This window comes from Streptomyces sp. NPDC006193, from assembly GCF_040613915.1.
Lineage (GTDB): Bacteria > Actinomycetota > Actinomycetes > Streptomycetales > Streptomycetaceae > Streptomyces.
In genome coordinates this window covers 118,313-135,616 of sequence record NZ_JBEXTB010000012.1, presented here as the reverse complement: position 1 = coordinate 135,616, position 17,304 = coordinate 118,313, and the positions used below count along the sequence as shown (strand labels likewise).

Below are 17,304 nucleotides of genomic sequence, written 5' to 3'. Positions count from 1 at the left end.
GCCCGCACCGCCCGTACCGCACCGCACCGCCCGCACGCACCGCACGCCCGTCGTACCGCGAACGAACTGGAGAGAACCGACCCATGACAGCGCCCACGCCGCGCCGCCGCATCCTCGCCCTGCCCGCCGGGATGGCCCTGGCGACGGCCCTCGCCCTCCTGCCCGGCACCACCGCGTCCGCCGCCGGCGACGCCCCCGCGGCCGCCGCCGACGGGCCCGTGCTCAGCTACGTCGTCAACGTCAGCCCGGGGCACGCCGCCTCGGCCCGCGTCCAGCAGGCGATCGCCCGGGCCGGGGGCTCGGTGGTGATCGCCTACGACCGGATCGGCGTGATCGTCGTCCGCTCGGCCGACCCCGGCTTCGCCCGGAGGATCCGCGCCGTGCGCGGCGTCGACTCGGCGGGCGCCACGCGCAACGCCCCGCTGCCCGCCCAGTCCACCACCGACGTGGGCACGCCCAGGGCGCTGAGCGCCGACGAGATCGCCGGCGTCCGGGCCGCCGACGGCCAGGACCCGCTGGAACCCCTGCAGTGGGACCTGCCCGCCATCAAGGCGGACAAGGCGCACGAGAAGACCCTGGGCAGCCGGGACGTCACGGTCGCCGTCATCGACACGGGCGTCGACGACACCCACCCGGACATCGCGCCCAACTTCGACCGCCGGGCGTCCGCGAACTGCGTCTCGGGCAAGCCGGACACCACGGACGGCGCCTGGCGGCCGGGAGCGTCGGAGAGCCCGCACGGCACGCACGTGGCGGGCGAGATCGCGGCGGCGAAGAACGGAGTGGGCGTCACGGGCGTGGCCCCCGGCGTCAAGGTCGCCGGCATCAAGGTCGCCGACCCGGGCGGTTACTTCTACACGGAGGCCGTGGTCTGCGGCTTCGTCTGGGCGGCCGAGCACCACGTCGACGTCACCAACAACAGCTACTACACCGACCCGTGGTACTTCAACTGCTCCGCCGACCCGGACCAGAAGGCGCTCGTCGACGCCGTCGCCCGGGCCTCCCGGTACGCGGAGCGGAAGGGCGCGGTCAACGTCGCGGCGGCGGGCAACGAGAGCTACGACCTCGCGTCCGACTCGATCACCGACCCCGTCTCCCCCAACGACGGCACGCCCTCGGACCGGGTGATCGACCCGCACGAGTGCTACGACATACCGACCCAGCTGCCGGGTGTGGTGACGGTGTCCGCGACGGGCGCCAGGGGCGTGAAGTCGTCCTTCTCCAACTACGGCCTCGGCGTGATCGACATCGCCGCGCCCGGTGGCGACTCGACGGCCTACCAGAAGCCGGAGCCCCCGGCGACCAGCGGCCTGATCCTGGGGCCGCTGCCGGGTGGCACGTGGGGATACATGGCCGGTACGTCCATGGCGACCCCGCACGTCGCCGGTGTCGCCGCACTGATCAAGTCGACGCATCCGCACGCCCCGGCGGCCGCCGTGAAGGCCCTGCTGTACGCGCAGGCCGACGCCGTGCCGTGCACCGACCCGTACGACATCGACGGGGACGGAAAGGCCGACGCGGTGTGCGAGGGGCCGAAGAACCGCAACGGCTTCTACGGCCACGGCACGGCCGACGCGCTGGACGCGGTGACCCGGTAGCTCCGCGCGCCGTGCACGGCGCACCGCACCCTGCCGCACATTGATTCAATCAATGTTGATTGATCAATAGTGCATAGTACAGTCATGACTGGTATCGATGACGCCTGGGCCGCCCTGGGCGGCGACCCCGCTTCCTCGCCACGGCTCACCGCCGTCGCACGGGAGGGCGCGCTCGACGCGCGTCTTCCCGTGCGGGAACTCGCCCGGGCCTGCGTCGGCGTGTGCGCGCTGGCCGCGGCGGAACTGGCGGCCCGCCGGTACGGACTTCCCGAGGCGCCCGCCGTCCGGGTGGACGACGGCGCGGTCGCCGCCTCCTTCCACAGCGAGCGGGTGCTGCGGGTGGACGGGCGGGCGCCGCTCCTGTTCGCCCCCCTGTCCCGGTTCTGGCGGACCGCGGACGGCTGGGTGCGCACCCACGCCAACTACCCGCACCACCGCGCCCGGCTGCTCGGTGCGCTGGGCCTGCCGGACGGCGCGTCGGCGGACGATCTCGCCGGACGCCTCGCCGGGTGCCGGGCGCTGGAGGCCGAGGAGGCGGTCCACCGTGCCGGCGGCCTCGCCGTGGCGGTGCGCACCCCCGATCAGTGGCGGGCGCACCCGCAGGCCGCCGAGGTGGTCGCACGGCCCCTGGTCGAACGTGAACGGCTGGACACGGCCCCCGCGCGCGTCCTGCCGCGTCCGGACTCCGCCGCCCCATCCCTGCTGCCCGCCGCCGGGCTGCGCGTCCTGGACCTGACCCGGGTCCTGGCGGGCCCGGTCGCCACCCGCGTCCTCGCCCTGCTGGGCGCGGACGTGCTGCGCCTGGACGCCCCGCGGCTGCCCGAACTCCCGGACCAGCACGCCGACACGGGCTTCGGCAAGCGGTCCGCCACGCTCGACCTGGCCGCCGACCGGGACGCGTTCGACGCGCTGCTGCGCATGGCCGACGTCGTGGTGACCGGGTACCGGCCGGGCGCGCTCGACCGGTTCGGGCTCGCTCCGCGGGCGCTGGCCGAGCGGCGGCCCGGCCTGGTCGTGGCGCAGGTGTCGGCGTGGGGCGCGTACGGGCCGTGGGGCGGGCGGCGCGGCTTCGACAGCCTGGTGCAGGCGGCGACCGGCATCGCGGTCGCCGAGGGCTCCGCGGAGCGGCCCGGCGCGCTGCCCGCGCAGGCCCTGGACCACGGCACCGGTCATCTGCTGGCGGCGGGCGTGCTGCGGGCGCTGACCGAGCAGACCTACGACGGCGGGAGCCGGCTGGTCCGCACGGCGCTGGCGAGGACCGCGCACTGGCTGACGACCGGCATCCGGCCGGCCCCGGCCGAGGGCGCGCCGTACACGGGTCCGGACGCCTGGGTGGCCGAGACGGACAGCTCCCTCGGCCGGCTGCGGCACGCCCGCCCCGCGGTGTCGTTCGCCGGCGGCCCCACCGCCTGGACCCGGCCCCCGGGGCCGTGGGGCACGGACCCGGCACGCTGGCGGTGAGCGCCTCCCGTCCGTCTCCCGTCCGTCTCCCGTCCGTCTCCCGTCCGTCTCCCGTCCGGCCGCCGACGGGCCCTCAGCGGCCGTCGCCGCTCGTGCGGGTGAAACGGTGGTGCCGAAGCGCGTGCCGGCGATCCGCGTGCGCGGCCGGGCGCCGCGGGGGTGCGGCCGGGTCCGGCGCCGGCTGCCGGCAGGCAGGTGCGGGAACCGTCGACGGCCGGTCACCTGGCGCGGGCCAGGGGCGGCCGCACCCTGCGACCGGACACCCAACTCGTGCGCGCGTGCGCCGCCTTGAGACGCGTGCGCGTGTGCCGGCGGCGGACAGGAGGGCAAGTCGGGGCTCCGGGCCGGTACCTGAGGGGCGGCGCTGTCAGTCGTGGCCCGTATCCTCAGTGACCATGCTCGAAGACCGTGCGACCGCAGTGTCCTCCCCCACCCAGTGGCCGGCCGCGTATCCCCAGGGATACGCGGTCGTTGACGTGGAGACCACCGGCCTGGCCCGGGACGACCGGATCATCTCCGCGGCCGTCTACCGGCTGGACGCCCGCGGCGAGGTCGAGGACCACTGGTACACGCTGGTCAACCCGGAGCGCGATCCGGGACCGGTGTGGATACACGGTCTGACGAGCGAGGTCCTCGCGGACGCCCCGCTGTTCGCGGACGTCGCCGAGGAGTTCGCCGCCCGCCTGGACGGCCGGGTGCTCGTGGCGCACAACGCCGCCTTCGACTGGCAGATGATCGCACGCGAGTACGCGCGCGTGCGGAGCGCGCCGCCGGTGCGGCAGCGGCTGTGCACCATCGCGCTGTCGAAGCAGCTGGGACTGCCGCTGCCCAACCACAGACTGGAGTCGCTGGCGGCCCACTTCGGAGTGGTGCAGCAGCGGGCGCACCACGCGCTGGACGACGCACGCGTGCTGGCCGAGGCGTTCCGGCCCAGCCTGCGGGCCGCGGCGGCGAGCGGTGTGCGGCTGCCGCTGCTGGAGTGCCGGCCGCTGACGGAGTGGTCGGAGCCGTCCGTGCCCCGGCAGGCGCGGGCCGGCTACGGGGGTCACCGGTCCGGCAGTTGGCGCCCCTCCCGCAAGAGGCCCGCATGCCCCTATCCCAACCCCGGCCGCTACGAACCCGGCAAACGCCTCAAACAGGGCATGCGGGTTGCCTTTTCGGGTGACACGTCCACCGAGCGGGAACTGCTGGAGGACCGCGCCGTCGAGGCGGGGCTGCACATCGCGACCAGCATCTCCCGGCTGACCAGCCTGCTGGTGACCAACGACCCCGACTCGGGCACCTCGAAGACGGTCAAGGCCCGGCAGTACGGCACGCCGGTCGTGGACGAGGCCGCGTTCGGGCAGCTGCTGGGGGACGTGGAACCCGCCGACGCGTAGCCGCACCCCGGCGCCTGTCCTTGCCCCTGCGCCGCCGCTGCCCGGCTCCTTCCCCGCTCCCCGTGGCCCCGTCCATCGATCGTACGAACGGGTGATTGCCCCACGACTCACCCGGCGCCCGCTCGCCCGCGGATCGGCGACGGCTCACCCTGTGGCGCATGGCGACATGCGAAGTGTGCGGCAACGACTACGGAATGACCTTCGAGGTGCACGCGCAGGGCGCGGTGCACGTCTTCGACTGCTTCTCCTGCGCGATCCACCGCATGGCCCCGGTGTGCGAGCACTGCCAGGCGCGGATCATCAACCAGGGCGTGGAGGCCGAGGGCCACTGGTACTGCGGCGCGCACTGCGCCCGCGCGGAGGGGAGGACGGGCATCGTCGACCGGGTGTGACCCGGTACCCGCCTGATTGCACCCCACGCTCCGGAGGTACCGTCGTGGGGTGCACCGCTACCGCTTCCTGTTGTCCCGCCAGTGGGTGATCCTCACGCTCGTCGCGATCGCGCTGATCCCGACGATGATCAGGCTGGGCTTCTGGCAGCAGCACCGGTACGAGGAGCGCACCGCCCGCAACGACCTGGTCTCCGCCGCGCTGCACGCCAAGCCGGTACCGGTCGAGCGGCTCACCTCGCCCGGGCACACCGTGACCCGTGCCGAGAAGTACCGCACGGTCACCGCGACCGGCACCTTCGACACCGCCAGGCAGGTCGTGGTCCGGCGCCGGACCAGCTCCGACGGCGAGGTCGGCTTCCACGTCCTCACCCCGTTCGTCCTCACGGACGGCAAGGTGCTGCTCGTCAACCGCGGCTGGATCCCCGCGAACGGCGTGCAGACCGCCTTCCCCGAGATCCCCGACCCGCCGGCCGGCCGGACCACCATCACCGGGCGGCTGAAGGCGGACGAGACGACCGCGGCGAGCGGCATCAAGAACGTCAAGGGCCTGCCCGACCGGCAGATCATGCTGATCGACAGCGCCGAGGAGGCACGCCGGCTGGGGGCGCAGGTGCTCGGCGGCTACGTCGAGCAGACGGCGCCCGAGCCGAAGGGCGGCTCCCCGGAGCAGATCTCCGACCCGGGCCGCGAGGACGCCCCCCTGAACTACGCGTACATGATCCAGTGGTGGCTGTTCGCCGCGGCCGTGCCGGTCGGCTGGTGGTTCCTGGTCCGGCGGGAGGTCCGGGACCGCGAGGAGGCCGCGGCGGAGCGCAGGCCGGAGGAGAGCGAACCGGCCACGGTCTGAGCGGGCTGCCGCGCGGGCGGCGTCACTCCGCCGGCGCCCCGCCTGATTGGCCCCCTGATCCGCCGGGAAACCGCATCCCGTGGACGCGCGCATCGAGGACTACGCCCTCATCGGGGACGAGCAGACCGCCGCCCTGATCGGACGGGACGGCTCGATCGACTGGCTGTGCCTGCCCCGCTTCGACTCCGGCGCCTGCTTCGCCCGGCTGCTCGGCGACGAGGACCACGGCCACTGGCGGATCGCGCCCGCGGGGGCGGACACCTGCACCCGCCGCGCCTACCGGTCCGACACGCTCGTCCTCGACACCGAGTGGGAGACCCCCGACGGCACGGTGCGGGTGACCGACCTGATGCCGCAGCGCGACCGCGCCCCCGACGTCGTACGGATCGTGGAGGGCGTCAGCGGCCGGGTCACCGTCCGCAGCACCCTGCGCCTCCGCTTCGACTACGGCTCGATCATGCCGTGGGTGCGCCGCGTGGACGGGCACCGGGTGGCCGTCGCCGGCCCGGACTCCGTCTGGCTGCGCGCCGAGCCGCCCGTGCGCACCTGGGGCGAGGACTACGGCACCCACGCGGAGTTCACCGTCGCCGAGGGCGACCGGGTCGCGTTCGTGCTCACCTGGCACCCCTCGCACGAGCGGCGCCCGCCGCTCGTCGATCCGTACGAGGCGCTGGAGTGCAGCGTCACCGACTGGCGGCGGTGGGCGCGGCACTGCCGGTACGACGGCCCGTACCGGGACGCGGTGGTGCGCTCCCTCATCACGCTCAAGGCCCTCACCTACGCCCCGACCGGCGGCATCGTGGCCGCGGCGACCACCTCGCTGCCCGAACAGCCGGGCGGGGTGCGCAACTGGGACTACCGCTACTGCTGGCTGCGCGACTCCACCCTCACCCTCGGCGCGCTGCTCGCCGCGGGTTACCAGGGGGAGGCCGAGGCCTGGCGCGACTGGCTGCTGCGCGCGGTCGCCGGCGACCCGGCCGACCTGCAGATCATGTACGGCGTCGCGGGCGAGCGGCGGCTGCCGGAGACCGAGCTGCCGTGGCTGCCCGGCTTCGCCGGCTCCGCCCCCGTGCGGATCGGCAACGGCGCCGTGGCCCAGCTCCAGTTCGACGTCTACGGCGAGGTGATGGACTCCCTGACGCTGGCTCGCAGCGCCGGCCTGCCCGCGAAGCCGCACATATGGGCACTGCAGCGCTCGCTGATGACGTTCCTGGAGTCGGCGTGGCGGCAGCCGGACGAGGGCCTGTGGGAGGTGCGCGGCGGCCGGCGCCACTTCGTGCACTCCAAGGTGATGGTGTGGGTGGCCGCCGACCGGGCCGTGCAGACCCTGGAGAAGCACCCGGACCTGCACGGCGACCTGGAGGGCTGGCGCCGGCTGCGTGACGAGGTCCACCGCGAGGTGTGCGAGAAGGGCTTCGACCGGGAGCGCAACACCTTCACCCAGTCCTACGGCTCCCGCGAGCTCGACGCGGCGCTGCTGCTCGTCCCGCGCACCGGTTTCCTGCCGCCGGACGACCCGCGGGTCGTCGGCACGGTCGACGCGATCCGCGACGGCCTGGGGCACGGCGGCTTCCTGCGCCGGTACGAGACCGACGACTCGAGTGTCGACGGGCTGCCGGGCGGCGAGGGCGCGTTCCTGGCCTGCTCGTTCTGGCTGGCCGACGCGCTGCACCTGACCGGCCGCACGCAGGAGGCGCGGGAGCTGTTCGACCGGCTGGTGGGCCTGTGCAACGACGTGGGGCTGCTGGCCGAGGAGTACGACCCGGTCCGCCGCTGCCAGCTGGGCAACTTCCCGCAGGCGTTCAGCCATGTCGGTCTGGTCAACACCGCCCTCACCCTGTTCGGCGGCGAGCGGGCAGGATAGGCACCATGGATCTTGGACTGAAGGACCGGGTGTACATCGTCACCGGAGCCACGCGCGGGCTGGGCAACGCCGCCGCGCGCGAGCTCGTCGCCGACGGGGCGAAGGTGGTCGTCACCGGCCGGGACGGGCAGCGGGTCGCCGACGCCGCCGCCGCACTGGGCCCGAACGCGGCGGGCGTGGCCGTGGACAATGCCGACGCCGAGGCCGCCGGGCGGCTCATCGCCACCGCGCGCGAGCGCTTCGGCGGCTTCCACGGGGTGCTGGTGAGCGTGGGCGGGCCGCCGCCGGGGTTCGTCGCCGACAACACCGACGAGCAGTGGCGCAGCGCGTTCGAGTCGGTGTTCCTCGGCGCGGTGCGGGTCGCCCGCGCGGCGGCGGCCGAGCTGGAGGAGGGCGGGGTCATCGGGTTCGTGCTGTCGGGTTCGGTGTACGAGCCGATCCCCGGGCTGACCATCTCCAACGGGCTGCGGCCCGGGCTCGCCGGGTTCGCCAAGTCCCTCGCGGACGAGCTGGGGCCGCGCGGGATCCGGGTGGTGGGGCTGCTGCCGGGCCGGATCGACACCGACCGGGTGCGCGAGCTGGACGCGCTGTCGGCCGACCCCGAGGCCACCCGGACGGCCAACGAGTCCCGGATCCCGCTGCGGAGGTACGGGGCGCCGGAGGAGTTCGGGCGGGTCGCGGCGTTCCTGCTGTCCCCGGCGGCCTCCTATCTGACGGGGGTCATGGTGCCCGTGGACGGCGGGACGCGGCACGGGTTCTAGACGCGAGGTGCGCGCCGCGGACGCGGCGTGGCCGGCCCGCCGGGACGCGCACCGGCCCGGTGGGCCGCACGGCCCCGCCCGGAGCGCGCCGGCGGACCGGCCGGCGCGTGCCCGGGCGCAACGGCGAGCGCGGGCCGCGGGTGAGGTGCTGGTGCCGGCGGCCGGCCGACGCGGTCCGGCGACGGGCGGCGGTGGCCGTCACGGTGCGACGGGCAGGCGATCACCGTCCCCGGCGGCTGCGGACGGACCGGTGGCCGTCCGCGCGGGCCGGGGACCGACTGCGGCCGAGGCCGGACGGGGGCTATTCGCCCAGGCCCGCCAGGTCACGGAGCCGCCGGGCCTGGGCGGCCCGCTCCGCCGCGCGCTGCTCGTCGTACGTGCGGTCCACGGCCTCGCGCAGCAGCGCCTTGGTCTCCACCACCGCGTCCCGCGGCGCGGCCAGCACCGCCGCCGCCAGGTCACGCACGGCCGCGTCGAGCTCCGCCGCGGGCACCGCGAGGTTGGCCAGCCCGCTGGACACCGCCTCCTCGGCCCCGACGAACCGCCCGGTCACGCAGATCTCCAGGGCGCGGGCGTACCCGACGAGACCCACCAGCGGGTGCGTGCCGGTCAGGTCGGGTACGAGGCCGAGGCTGGTCTCGCGCATGGCGAACTGCACGTCGTCGGCGACGACCCGGAGATCGCAGCCGAGCGCGAGCTGGAAGCCGGCGCCGATCGCGTGCCCCTGGACGGCGGCGATGGAGACGATGTCGTTCCGCCGCCACCAGGTGAACGCCTCCTGGTAGGCGGCGATGGTCGCGTCGACCCCGGCGTCGTCGCGGCGCGCGAGGTCGGTGAAGGTCGGCTCGCCCGGGATCCCCTCCGGGGTGAACATCCGGCGGTCCAGCCCGGCGGAGAAGGACTTGCCCTCGCCGCGCAGCACGACGACCCGGACGGAGCCCGGCAGCAGCCGCCCGGCCTCGGCGAGCGCCCGCCACAGGGCTGGGCTCTGCGCGTTGCGCTTGGCCGGGTTGGTCAGCGTCACCGTGGCGAGCGCGTCGTCGACGGTGAGCCGTACGCCGTCCTTGTCGAGTGCGGGTGCGAGGTCCTGGTCGGGCGAAGCCATGGGGCGCCTCCGATGGGTGCGGTCAGCAGAGCAGAGCTAAGTGACTGCACAGTAACCACCCGGTCGGTCGGTCTGCCGACCGGGTGGCCACCATCGAAGCCGATGGGCCGCCCGGCGTCAGGACGAAGCGGCCTTCTTACCGCGGGTCGCTCCGCCACGCCCACGCAGCGTGACGCCCGACTCGCTCAGCATCCGGTGCACGAAGCCATACGAGCGGCCGGTCTCCTCGGCCAGCGCCCGGATGCTCGCACCGGAGTCGTACTTCTTCTTCAGGTCTGCCGCGAGCTTGTCGCGCGCGGCGCCGGTCACCCGGCTGCCCTTCTTCAGAGTCTCGGCCACCCGTGCCTCCTCATGGGAAGTGCGCTCTGGTCCCCTCATGATCACCCCTCCCGGGCCCGATGGCCACCCATTCGGCAAGGTCCGTGAGACCTCGTTGTGACGACAGGAGTCGATCCGCACAAGCGGAACACGCGATTCCAAGGGGTGGTGTCGGTGCGTCCGAACGGGCGCTTCCGCATAAGGCCAGGTCAGGGACGCGAGACGGCCGACCCCCCGGTCGCCGGGGGATCGGCCGGAAAATCCGTGTAGGACACACCCCGATACGAGGAGATCTCACACAGATGGTGGATCACGGCTCGGCCGAATGATCCATACTCAGTGGATCAGGCGTTCGATCACGCCAGGGCGACGAGATCCGCGTAGTCGGAGCCCCACAGGTCCTCGACGCCGTCCGGCAGCAGGATGATCCGCTCCGGCTGGAGCGCCTCGACGGCGCCCTCGTCGTGGGTGACGAGGACGACCGCGCCCTTGTAGGTGCGCAGCGCCCCGAGGATCTCCTCACGGCTGGCCGGGTCCAGGTTGTTGGTCGGCTCGTCCAGGAGCAGCACGTTCGCCGAGGAGACGACCAGGGTGGCGAGGGCCAGCCGGGTCTTCTCACCGCCGGAGAGGACACCGGCGGGCTTGTCGACGTCGTCGCCGGAGAACAGGAACGAGCCGAGCACCTTGCGCACCTCGACCAGGTCCATGTCGGGCGCGGCCGAGCGCATGTTCTCCAGGACCGTGCGGTCGGCGTCGAGGGTCTCGTGCTCCTGCGCGTAGTAGCCGAGCTTGAGGCCGTGACCGGGGACGACCCGGCCGGTGTCCGGCGTCTCCACGCCGGCCAGCAGCCGCAGCAGCGTCGTCTTGCCGGCGCCGTTGAGGCCGAGGATGACGACCCGGGAGCCCTTGTCGATGGCGAGGTCGACGTCGGTGAAGATCTCCAGCGAGCCGTACGACTTCGACAGGCCCTCCGCCATCAGCGGGGTCTTGCCGCAGGGCGCGGGCTCCGGGAAGCGGAGCTTGGCGACCTTGTCGGACTGCCGGGCCTCCTCCAGGCCCGCGAGCAGCTTCTCCGCCCGGCGCGCCATGTTCTGCGCGGCGACCGTCTTGGTGGCCTTGGCGCGCATCTTGTCGGCCTGGGCGTTGAGCGCGGCGGCCTTCTTCTCGGCGTTGGCGCGCTCGCGCCTGCGGCGCTTCTCGTCGGCCTCGCGCTGCTGCTGGTACAGCTTCCAGCCCATGTTGTAGATGTCGATCGTGGACCGGTTGGCGTCCAGGTAGAACACCTTGTTGACGACGGTCTCGACCAGGTCGACGTCGTGGGAGATGACGATGAAGCCGCCGCGGTACGTCTTCAGGTAGTCCCGCAGCCAGATGATCGAGTCCGCGTCGAGGTGGTTGGTCGGCTCGTCCAGCAGCAGGGTGTCCGCGTCGGAGAACAGGATGCGGGCCAGCTCGATGCGGCGGCGCTGACCGCCGGAGAGGGTGTGCAGGGGCTGGCCGAGCACCCGGTCGGGCAGGTTCAGCGCGGCGGCGATGGTGGCGGCCTCGGCCTCGGCCGCGTACCCGCCCTTGGTGAGGAACTCCGTCTCCTGGCGCTCGTACTGCCGCATGGCCTTCTCGCGGGTGGCGCCCTTGCCGTTGGCGATGCGCTCCTCGTTCTCCCGCATCTTGCGGATCAGCACGTCGAGGCCGCGCGCGGACAGGATGCGGTCGCGGGCGAGGACGTCGAGGTCGCCGGTGCGGGGGTCCTGCGGCAGGTACCCGACCTCGCCGGAGCGGGTGATGGTGCCGGCGGCCGGGATGCCCTCGCCGGCCAGGCACTTGGTGAGGGTGGTCTTGCCGGCGCCGTTGCGGCCGACGAGGCCGATGCGGTCGCCCTTGGCGACGCGGAAGGTGGCGTTCTCGAGGAGGACGCGCGCACCGGCGCGCAGCTCGATACCGGAGGCGGAGATCACGGACAGACTCCAGGGCGGTGGGAAACCCCCTGCTCGGACGGAACCGTGAGCCAGGGGGCGGGTCGGCGGGTGGACGGCTTGAGGGCGTTCCCGCCGTCTAATGCGCGAGGAGAATGGCCATGGGCCAAGTCTAACGGGGCCGGGCAAGCGGTTTTTCCGGCTCCACGCGTTCGGGTGCGCGCCCCGGGGGACCGCTGTCGAGGGGTGTGCGGTCGGGGGTGATCCGGCCCAGGTCGTCCACGGCCACGAGCTGCCCGGTCCAGGCGGCGCGGTCGCACGGCTGGGCGAGCAGCAGGGCCGGGCCCCGCCGTACGGCGCCCCCGGGCCGGAAGGCGCAGCCGCTCCGGGCGGGCAGCACCCACCGCAGATCGCCGTCGGCCGTGCGGTAGGCGGTGACGCGGTGCGGGGTGACGACCGCGAGGATGCCCCGGCCGAGGGGGCGCAGGACGCCGGCGCCGCCCCGGGCCGGGAGCCATTCGGCCGCGTCGGGAAGGGCCCGGTGCCAGCGCACCGAGCGCCCGTCGGTGGCGGTGAGCAGCCCGTCGTCCCAGAGGACGACCACCTCACCGGGCACGGGCGCCACGGCGGCCGGGCGGCGCCCGGCGCGCGCGTACCGCCAGCGCGGCGCGTCGCCGCGCGCGTCGTACCCGACCACGGCGGCGCCCCGCACCCGCGGGGCCCACGTCCGGGCGGCCGGACGCCCGTTCCCCGGTTCGCCGCTCAGCAGCCGGTCGCCGTAGGGGACGGGCCGCAGGGTATGGGCCGCACCGAGCAGCCCGGCGGCCAGACCCAGCCCGAGAAGACCGGCCGCGGCACGCAGCAGGGGCCCGGGCCGGGAGCGGCGGAGGGCGGGGGCGGCGGGCGTGCGGGCGGCCCGGCCGGCGCCCGGAACGGGGGCCGCTTCCGCCGCAGGGGCGGGCTCCGGGGCCCGGTCGCCGGGGACGGAGCCGGGCGGGGTGGTCGCGGCGGGGGTGGCCGCCGGGGCGGGGGCGCGTCGCGGGCGGCGGCCGTGCGCAGGGACTGCCACCTCGCCCCCCTCCGTCTCCGCCGTCGTCCACCGTCCCGGATCAGGCGGAGCGTAGCCACCGCCGGAGCGGGCGGCCCGGTGCCCTGGCGGGCGGGTCCGCAAGCTCCCCCGTTCGGAGGACCCGCGCCGGGACCCCGCGGCACGGCGCCTCGCGCGGTCCGGGCCCCGCGTGCAGACCGGGGCGCGGAGGCCGGAACCCCGGCCCGACCCGGAGGAGGCCAAAGCTTTCGTGCGGGGCGCGGGCAGGGGCGGGGACCGCCGGACGGGGGGTCCGGTGGTGGTTTCGCGGGGCGGTGTCGGAGGCGGCTGGGAGACTCGGAGGAGGACGCGGAACCGGCGCACGAAGGAGTGGTCGCGATGGCAGGGACGGACGGCGTACGGCCGAGCATCTACCCCACGCTGCTGTACGCGGACGCGAAGGCGGCGATCAGGCAGCTGACCGAGGCCCTCGGCTTCACCGAGCTGTCGGTGTTCGAGACGGAGGACGGCAAGGTGATGCACGCCGAGCTGGTCCAGGGGCACGGGGCGGTGATGATCGGCTCCAAGGGCCGCGGCGGCCGCTTCGACGCGGCGATGGAGGGCGCGGGGCCCACCGGGGTGTACGTCGTCGTGGACGACGTGGACGCCCACCACCAGCGGGCCGTGGAGCACGGGGTGGAGATCCTGATGCCCCCGACGGACCAGGACTACGGCTCGCGGGACTACATGGCCCGGGACGTCGAGGGCAACATCTGGAGCTTCGGCACGTACGCCCCCGAGATCGGCGTCTGAGCCGCGCCCGGCCCGCTCATCCGCCGGTGTGCACCTGGAACGCCGCCCGGCGCACGGCCTTGGCCAGGGCCGGGTCGGGGTGGGCGGCGGCGAGCGCGACCAGGACCTGCACCGTGCGGGGGTGGCCGACGGCGCGGACCTCGTCGAGCAGCTGGGGGACGGTGGGCTGCACCGCGGACTCCAGGTGCCGGACCAGCATCGGCGCCTCGCCGTGGTCGGCGACGGCGGCGGCGGTGTCCACCCACAGCCAGGTGGCCTCCTCGCGGGTGAGGACCTCGTGGGCGTCCTCCGGATCGACCCCGTCGTGCTCGGCGAGCCACAGCAGGGCGTACGGCCGCAGGGCCGGTTCGTCGACGACGGCCCGTACGTCGGGCTCGGCGGGGGCGCCGACGACGCGCAGCGCCTCGAAGGCCAGGCCGCGCAGCAGGGCGTCGTCGCCGCGGGCGGCGCCGATCAGCTCGGCGACGGCGCTGCCGACGGGGCGGGCGGCGAGCCAGGCGCGGTACTCGGCGCGGGCCGCGTTGGGGCGCAGCTGGGCGCAGCCGCGGAGCATGTCCTCCGCGGACTGCTCGATGTTGCCGGCGGGGCTCTGCGCGGCCACGCAGATCTGCTCCAGCTTGACCCATACCGCCCAGCTGCCCAGCGGGGTCAGGGTGGCCTGGCCGTCGCCGTAGGTGAGGGCGCCGACGGAGGCGAGGGCGCGCAGCGCCCAGTCGAGGAGCGGGGCGAGCGGGGCGCCGGTCGCGGGCGGGGGCGCCGCCGGGCTCGGGGTGGGGGCCGGCTCCCCGGGGCCGGGCTCGTAGACGACCTCGCAGCGTTCGGTGCGCAGTTCCGTGACCCGCTGCTGGAGCAGGTCGAGCAGCTGCTCGACCGGGACGGGCCCGGCGGACAGCTGGAGGAAGGAGAGCACCTGGGGCATCGCCGAGACCACTTCGGCGACGGCGGCCGGCTCGTGTCCGTCCGGTTCGGGCGACGCGAGCGACCAGGCGTCGAAGAGGGCGACCCAGCCGCGCAGGACGGCGCTGTCGTCGCGGTCCCAGGCGCGCAGGCGCCAGCCGGGGCGCGCGCTGTCGCCGTGCACCTCGACGAGCCCGGCGAGGCGGGCGGTGTCCCAGTCGGCCCGGACCTGGGCGGGGCTCAGGCCGAGATCCGCGGCGGCGCGTTCGGCGGTGGCGTCGGAGAGGGCGGCCTTGCCGTCGGTGGTGGCGGCGTCGCGGCCGGGGCCGAGGGCGGCGTCGGCCCAGCGGGCCACCCGGACCGCGCCGGCCAGTACCGTGCGGGCCATTCCGGCCAGTTCGGCGGGGGCGGGCGTGCCCTCCGGCGGCCGGGGTGCGGGCCGGCGGGGGCGCCGCTGGTTCACAGCTCTGGGGGCGGCGGCCAGGGGTCGCGGTCGGACGAGTCGGAGCCTGGAGTCGCGCGGGATACGGGACGTCACGGGTGCAGTCTTGCGGTTGACGGTCCGAAAACCCAAACGGAATGTCACGGGCGGCGACGGAGGGGGCCAACGCACCGGGTGCCGGAACGGGCGAACCGACACGATCAGGCCAGTGGTACGGCTTGAAACGGAACGCCGGCGCCGGTGCGGGCCGGTGCGGGCCGGTCCGGGGGCCGGGTGCTCACATCAGCGGGGTCAGGAACCGCCGCAGCCGTTCCTCGTACTCCTCCGGGTCCGCGTTCCACATCGCCGCGTGGGGGGCGTGGGGCACGGTGTGCAGGGAGACGAGGTCGGCGCGGCGCCGGGCGAGCCGGCGGGAGTGCTCCCAGGGGGCGACCTGGTCGTCCGGGCCGTGGACGACCAGGGTGGGGACGCGGAGCCGGGCGGGGTCGGCGGCCGTGGCGGCCCGGCCGGTGTGCAGGCCGGCCCGGCCCTGGGCGGCCCGCACCGCGAGCGGCAGCAGCAGCGGCGGGGTGCGGCGGGCCCTCGCCAGGGCGCGCAGCGTGGCCTCCCAGCTGAGCACGGGCGAGTCGAGGACGAGCCCGGCGACGCGGTCGCGGGCGGCGGAGTGCTCGGCGGCGCGCAGCGCCATGGTGGCGCCGGTGGACCAGCCGAGGAGGACCACGCGGCGGGCGCCGTGGCGCAGGGCGTGGCGGATCGCCGCGTCGACGTCCCGCCACTCGCTCTCGCCGAGGTGGTTCAGCCCGTCCGGGGAGCGTGGGGCGCCGGGGTCGCCGCGGTAGGCGAGGACGATGACCGGGAGGCGGCGGCCGTGCAGGAAGCGCAGGACGTTCAGGGCGTGCTCGCGGGTGGTGCCGAGGCCGTGGACGGCGATGACCCAGGTGTCCCGGTGGGCGGGCACGAACCAGGCGGGCAGGGCGCCGAGCTCGCCGGGCACGTCGACGTCGGTGTGGTCAAGGCCGAGGGCGGAGCCCGGGTCGCCGGCGTACAGGCTGGGGGTGAGCCACACCGCGTCGCCGGGGGCGAGGGTGCCGTGGGTGACGCGTTCCAGACGGCGTACGACGGTGTCGGCGGTGTGCGGGGCGGCGTCCAGGACGGGGCCGACGACGGCGTGGGAGCCGTCGCCGGCGAGGCCGTAGACGCCGGGGCGCAGGGAGGCGAGGTCGCGGGTGAGCGTGATCTGCCCGGCGGCGGTGGCGTGCACGGTGAGGCGGGGCTCGGTGGGCAGCGGGCGGCCCGCGGGCGCCTTCAGGGCGGCGTCGCTGGCGAGCCGTCCGGCGGCCACGGAGGCCGTGCCGGCGGCCAGGACGGCGGTGAGCCCGGCGAGGGCCGCTCTGGCGGTGCGCACGGCTCCAGTGTCGTGCGGGGCCCCGTCCCCGGCCAGCGGGAAGGCGGCCGGGGGCGCCGGCCGGGGCGGTGCGGACGGCCGCGGCGCCGCCGGCCGTCCCCGGCGCGGCCGGGCGGGCTCGCGGCCGAGGCGGCGGAGCGGCGTCCCGAGGGCGCGGCGGAGCGCGGAGAGCGGCGGGGGCAGGGAGCCGCGGAGCGCGGAGAGCGGCGGGGGCAGGGGGCTGCGGGCGCCGGGCGGCGGGTCGGGCAGCGGACGGAGCCGGGGACTGCGCGGCAAGGGGTCACCTCCGTTGGCCGTATCCCTTCAAGCGTTCCCCGGCCTCGTCCAGTTGTGCCTGGGTCAGCAGGGTCGGGGTCAGGCCGGGCACGCTGGACGCCGTCAGCCACACGCGGCACATCCACTCCAGCTGGGCGGTGCGGTCGTAGGCCTGGTCGAGGGTGGCGCCGTAGGTGAGGGTGCCGTGGTTGCGCAGCAGGCAGCCGGAGCGGCCCTCGAGGGCGCGGAGCATGTGCCCGGCGAGCTCGTCGGTGCCGTAGGCGGCGTAGGGGGCGACCCGGACGGGTCCGCCGAGGGCGCAGGTCATGTAGTGGACGGGCGGCAGCTCGGGCACGAGGGTGGAGACGGCGGTCGCGTGCACGGCGTGGGTGTGCACGACGGCGCGGGCGTCGGTGGTGCGGTAGACGGCGAGGTGCATGGGCAGCTCGCTGGTCGGCGCGAGGGCGCCGAGCACCTGGCGGCCGGTGAGGTCGACGCCGGTGAGGTCGTCGGGGGTGAGCCGGTCGTAGGGGACGCCGGTCGGGGTGACCAGCACGAGGTTGTCGAGGCGTGCGGAGACGTTGCCGGAGGTGCCGACGACGAGCCCGTCGGCGACGGTCCGGCGGGCCGTCGCGACGACCTCCGCCCACAGGCGGCCCGGGTCCTCCGCCGCCTTCCCTTCCGCTTCGGTTCCCTTCCCCGGCGGTTGTGCCGGTCGTGCCGGTTCCTGTACGCCGTCCGGGTTCCGCCGCTGCTCAGCCATGCGGCGATCCTGCCAGCAGGCCCGGCGGGAGCGAAGCGGAATCCGCAACCCCGCTACTGACACC

Annotated in this window: 15 protein-coding genes; 8 read left to right on the top strand and 7 right to left on the bottom strand. The window is 75.3% G+C overall.

Features of this window, described 5'->3' with window-relative positions; translation table 11 throughout:
* The first annotated feature begins 83 nt into the window (after positions 1-83).
* The 7 genes from ABZ261_RS14580 to ABZ261_RS14550 all read left to right on the top strand — a co-directional run bounded on the left by ABZ261_RS14580 (position 84) and on the right by ABZ261_RS14550 (position 8,302).
* Complete coding sequence (locus ABZ261_RS14580) at positions 84-1,598, top strand: S8 family serine peptidase (protein ID WP_356858958.1); 1,515 nt, start codon at positions 84-86, stop codon at positions 1,596-1,598.
* Positions 1,599-1,682: 84 nt separating this feature from the next.
* Positions 1,683-3,059 carry a CoA transferase gene (locus ABZ261_RS14575; protein WP_356858957.1) on the top strand — a complete coding sequence of 459 codons (1,377 nt, stop codon included), beginning with the start codon at positions 1,683-1,685 and terminating at the stop codon, positions 3,057-3,059.
* Between the two features lie 395 nt (positions 3,060-3,454).
* Complete coding sequence (locus ABZ261_RS14570) at positions 3,455-4,438, top strand: DEDDh family exonuclease (RefSeq protein WP_356858955.1); 984 nt, start codon at positions 3,455-3,457, stop codon at positions 4,436-4,438.
* 158 nt (positions 4,439-4,596) lie between these two features.
* On the top strand, positions 4,597-4,830 hold the full coding sequence (locus ABZ261_RS14565; protein ID WP_356858953.1) for a hypothetical protein: 234 nt from the start codon (positions 4,597-4,599) through the stop codon (positions 4,828-4,830).
* Between the two features lie 49 nt (positions 4,831-4,879).
* Positions 4,880-5,677 (top strand): SURF1 family protein, encoded by a 798-nt coding sequence (locus ABZ261_RS14560; RefSeq protein WP_356858951.1) that lies wholly within the window; start codon positions 4,880-4,882, stop codon positions 5,675-5,677.
* 79 nt (positions 5,678-5,756) lie between these two features.
* Positions 5,757-7,541 (top strand): glycoside hydrolase family 15 protein, encoded by a 1,785-nt coding sequence (locus ABZ261_RS14555; RefSeq protein WP_356858949.1) that lies wholly within the window; start codon positions 5,757-5,759, stop codon positions 7,539-7,541.
* Between the two features lie 5 nt (positions 7,542-7,546).
* Positions 7,547-8,302: an SDR family oxidoreductase gene (locus tag ABZ261_RS14550; protein ID WP_356858947.1), complete on the top strand. Its 756-nt coding sequence runs from the start codon at positions 7,547-7,549 to the stop codon at positions 8,300-8,302.
* Between the two features lie 301 nt (positions 8,303-8,603).
* Here the strand turns inward: ABZ261_RS14550 and ABZ261_RS14545 are convergent, their stop codons facing one another.
* The 4 genes from ABZ261_RS14545 to ABZ261_RS14530 all read right to left on the bottom strand — a co-directional run bounded on the left by ABZ261_RS14545 (position 8,604) and on the right by ABZ261_RS14530 (position 12,707).
* The gene (locus tag ABZ261_RS14545) at positions 8,604-9,407 is read right to left on the bottom strand and encodes an enoyl-CoA hydratase/isomerase family protein (protein ID WP_356858945.1); all 804 of its coding nucleotides are present in this window, start codon (positions 9,405-9,407) and stop codon (positions 8,604-8,606) included.
* A gap of 117 nt (positions 9,408-9,524) precedes the next feature.
* Positions 9,525-9,746, bottom strand: coding sequence for a helix-turn-helix domain-containing protein (locus tag ABZ261_RS14540; RefSeq protein ID WP_004002281.1), 222 nt, complete (start codon positions 9,744-9,746; stop codon positions 9,525-9,527).
* A gap of 335 nt (positions 9,747-10,081) precedes the next feature.
* Positions 10,082-11,680 (bottom strand): ribosomal protection-like ABC-F family protein, encoded by a 1,599-nt coding sequence (gene abc-f / locus ABZ261_RS14535; RefSeq protein WP_356858943.1) that lies wholly within the window; start codon positions 11,678-11,680, stop codon positions 10,082-10,084.
* A 130-nt stretch (positions 11,681-11,810) separates the two neighbouring features.
* Positions 11,811-12,707, bottom strand: coding sequence for a hypothetical protein (locus ABZ261_RS14530; protein WP_356858941.1), 897 nt, complete (start codon positions 12,705-12,707; stop codon positions 11,811-11,813).
* Positions 12,708-13,064: 357 nt separating this feature from the next.
* Here ABZ261_RS14530 and ABZ261_RS14525 point away from each other — a divergent pair, with 357 nt between their 5' ends.
* Positions 13,065-13,478, top strand: a complete 414-nt coding sequence (locus ABZ261_RS14525; protein WP_356858939.1) for a VOC family protein — start codon at positions 13,065-13,067, stop codon at positions 13,476-13,478.
* A 16-nt stretch (positions 13,479-13,494) separates the two neighbouring features.
* On the opposite strand, the gene ABZ261_RS14520 is transcribed toward ABZ261_RS14525, so the two are convergent.
* The 3 genes from ABZ261_RS14520 to ABZ261_RS14510 all read right to left on the bottom strand — a co-directional run bounded on the left by ABZ261_RS14520 (position 13,495) and on the right by ABZ261_RS14510 (position 17,240).
* Entirely contained in the window at positions 13,495-14,913 is a 1,419-nt protein-coding gene (locus ABZ261_RS14520) for a hypothetical protein (protein ID WP_356858937.1), read from the bottom strand.
* A gap of 181 nt (positions 14,914-15,094) precedes the next feature.
* Positions 15,095-16,222: an alpha/beta fold hydrolase gene (locus tag ABZ261_RS14515; protein ID WP_356858935.1), complete on the bottom strand. Its 1,128-nt coding sequence runs from the start codon at positions 16,220-16,222 to the stop codon at positions 15,095-15,097.
* 280 nt (positions 16,223-16,502) lie between these two features.
* Positions 16,503-17,240, bottom strand: coding sequence for a class II aldolase/adducin family protein (locus ABZ261_RS14510; RefSeq protein ID WP_356858933.1), 738 nt, complete (start codon positions 17,238-17,240; stop codon positions 16,503-16,505).
* Positions 17,241-17,304: the final 64 nt, after the last annotated feature.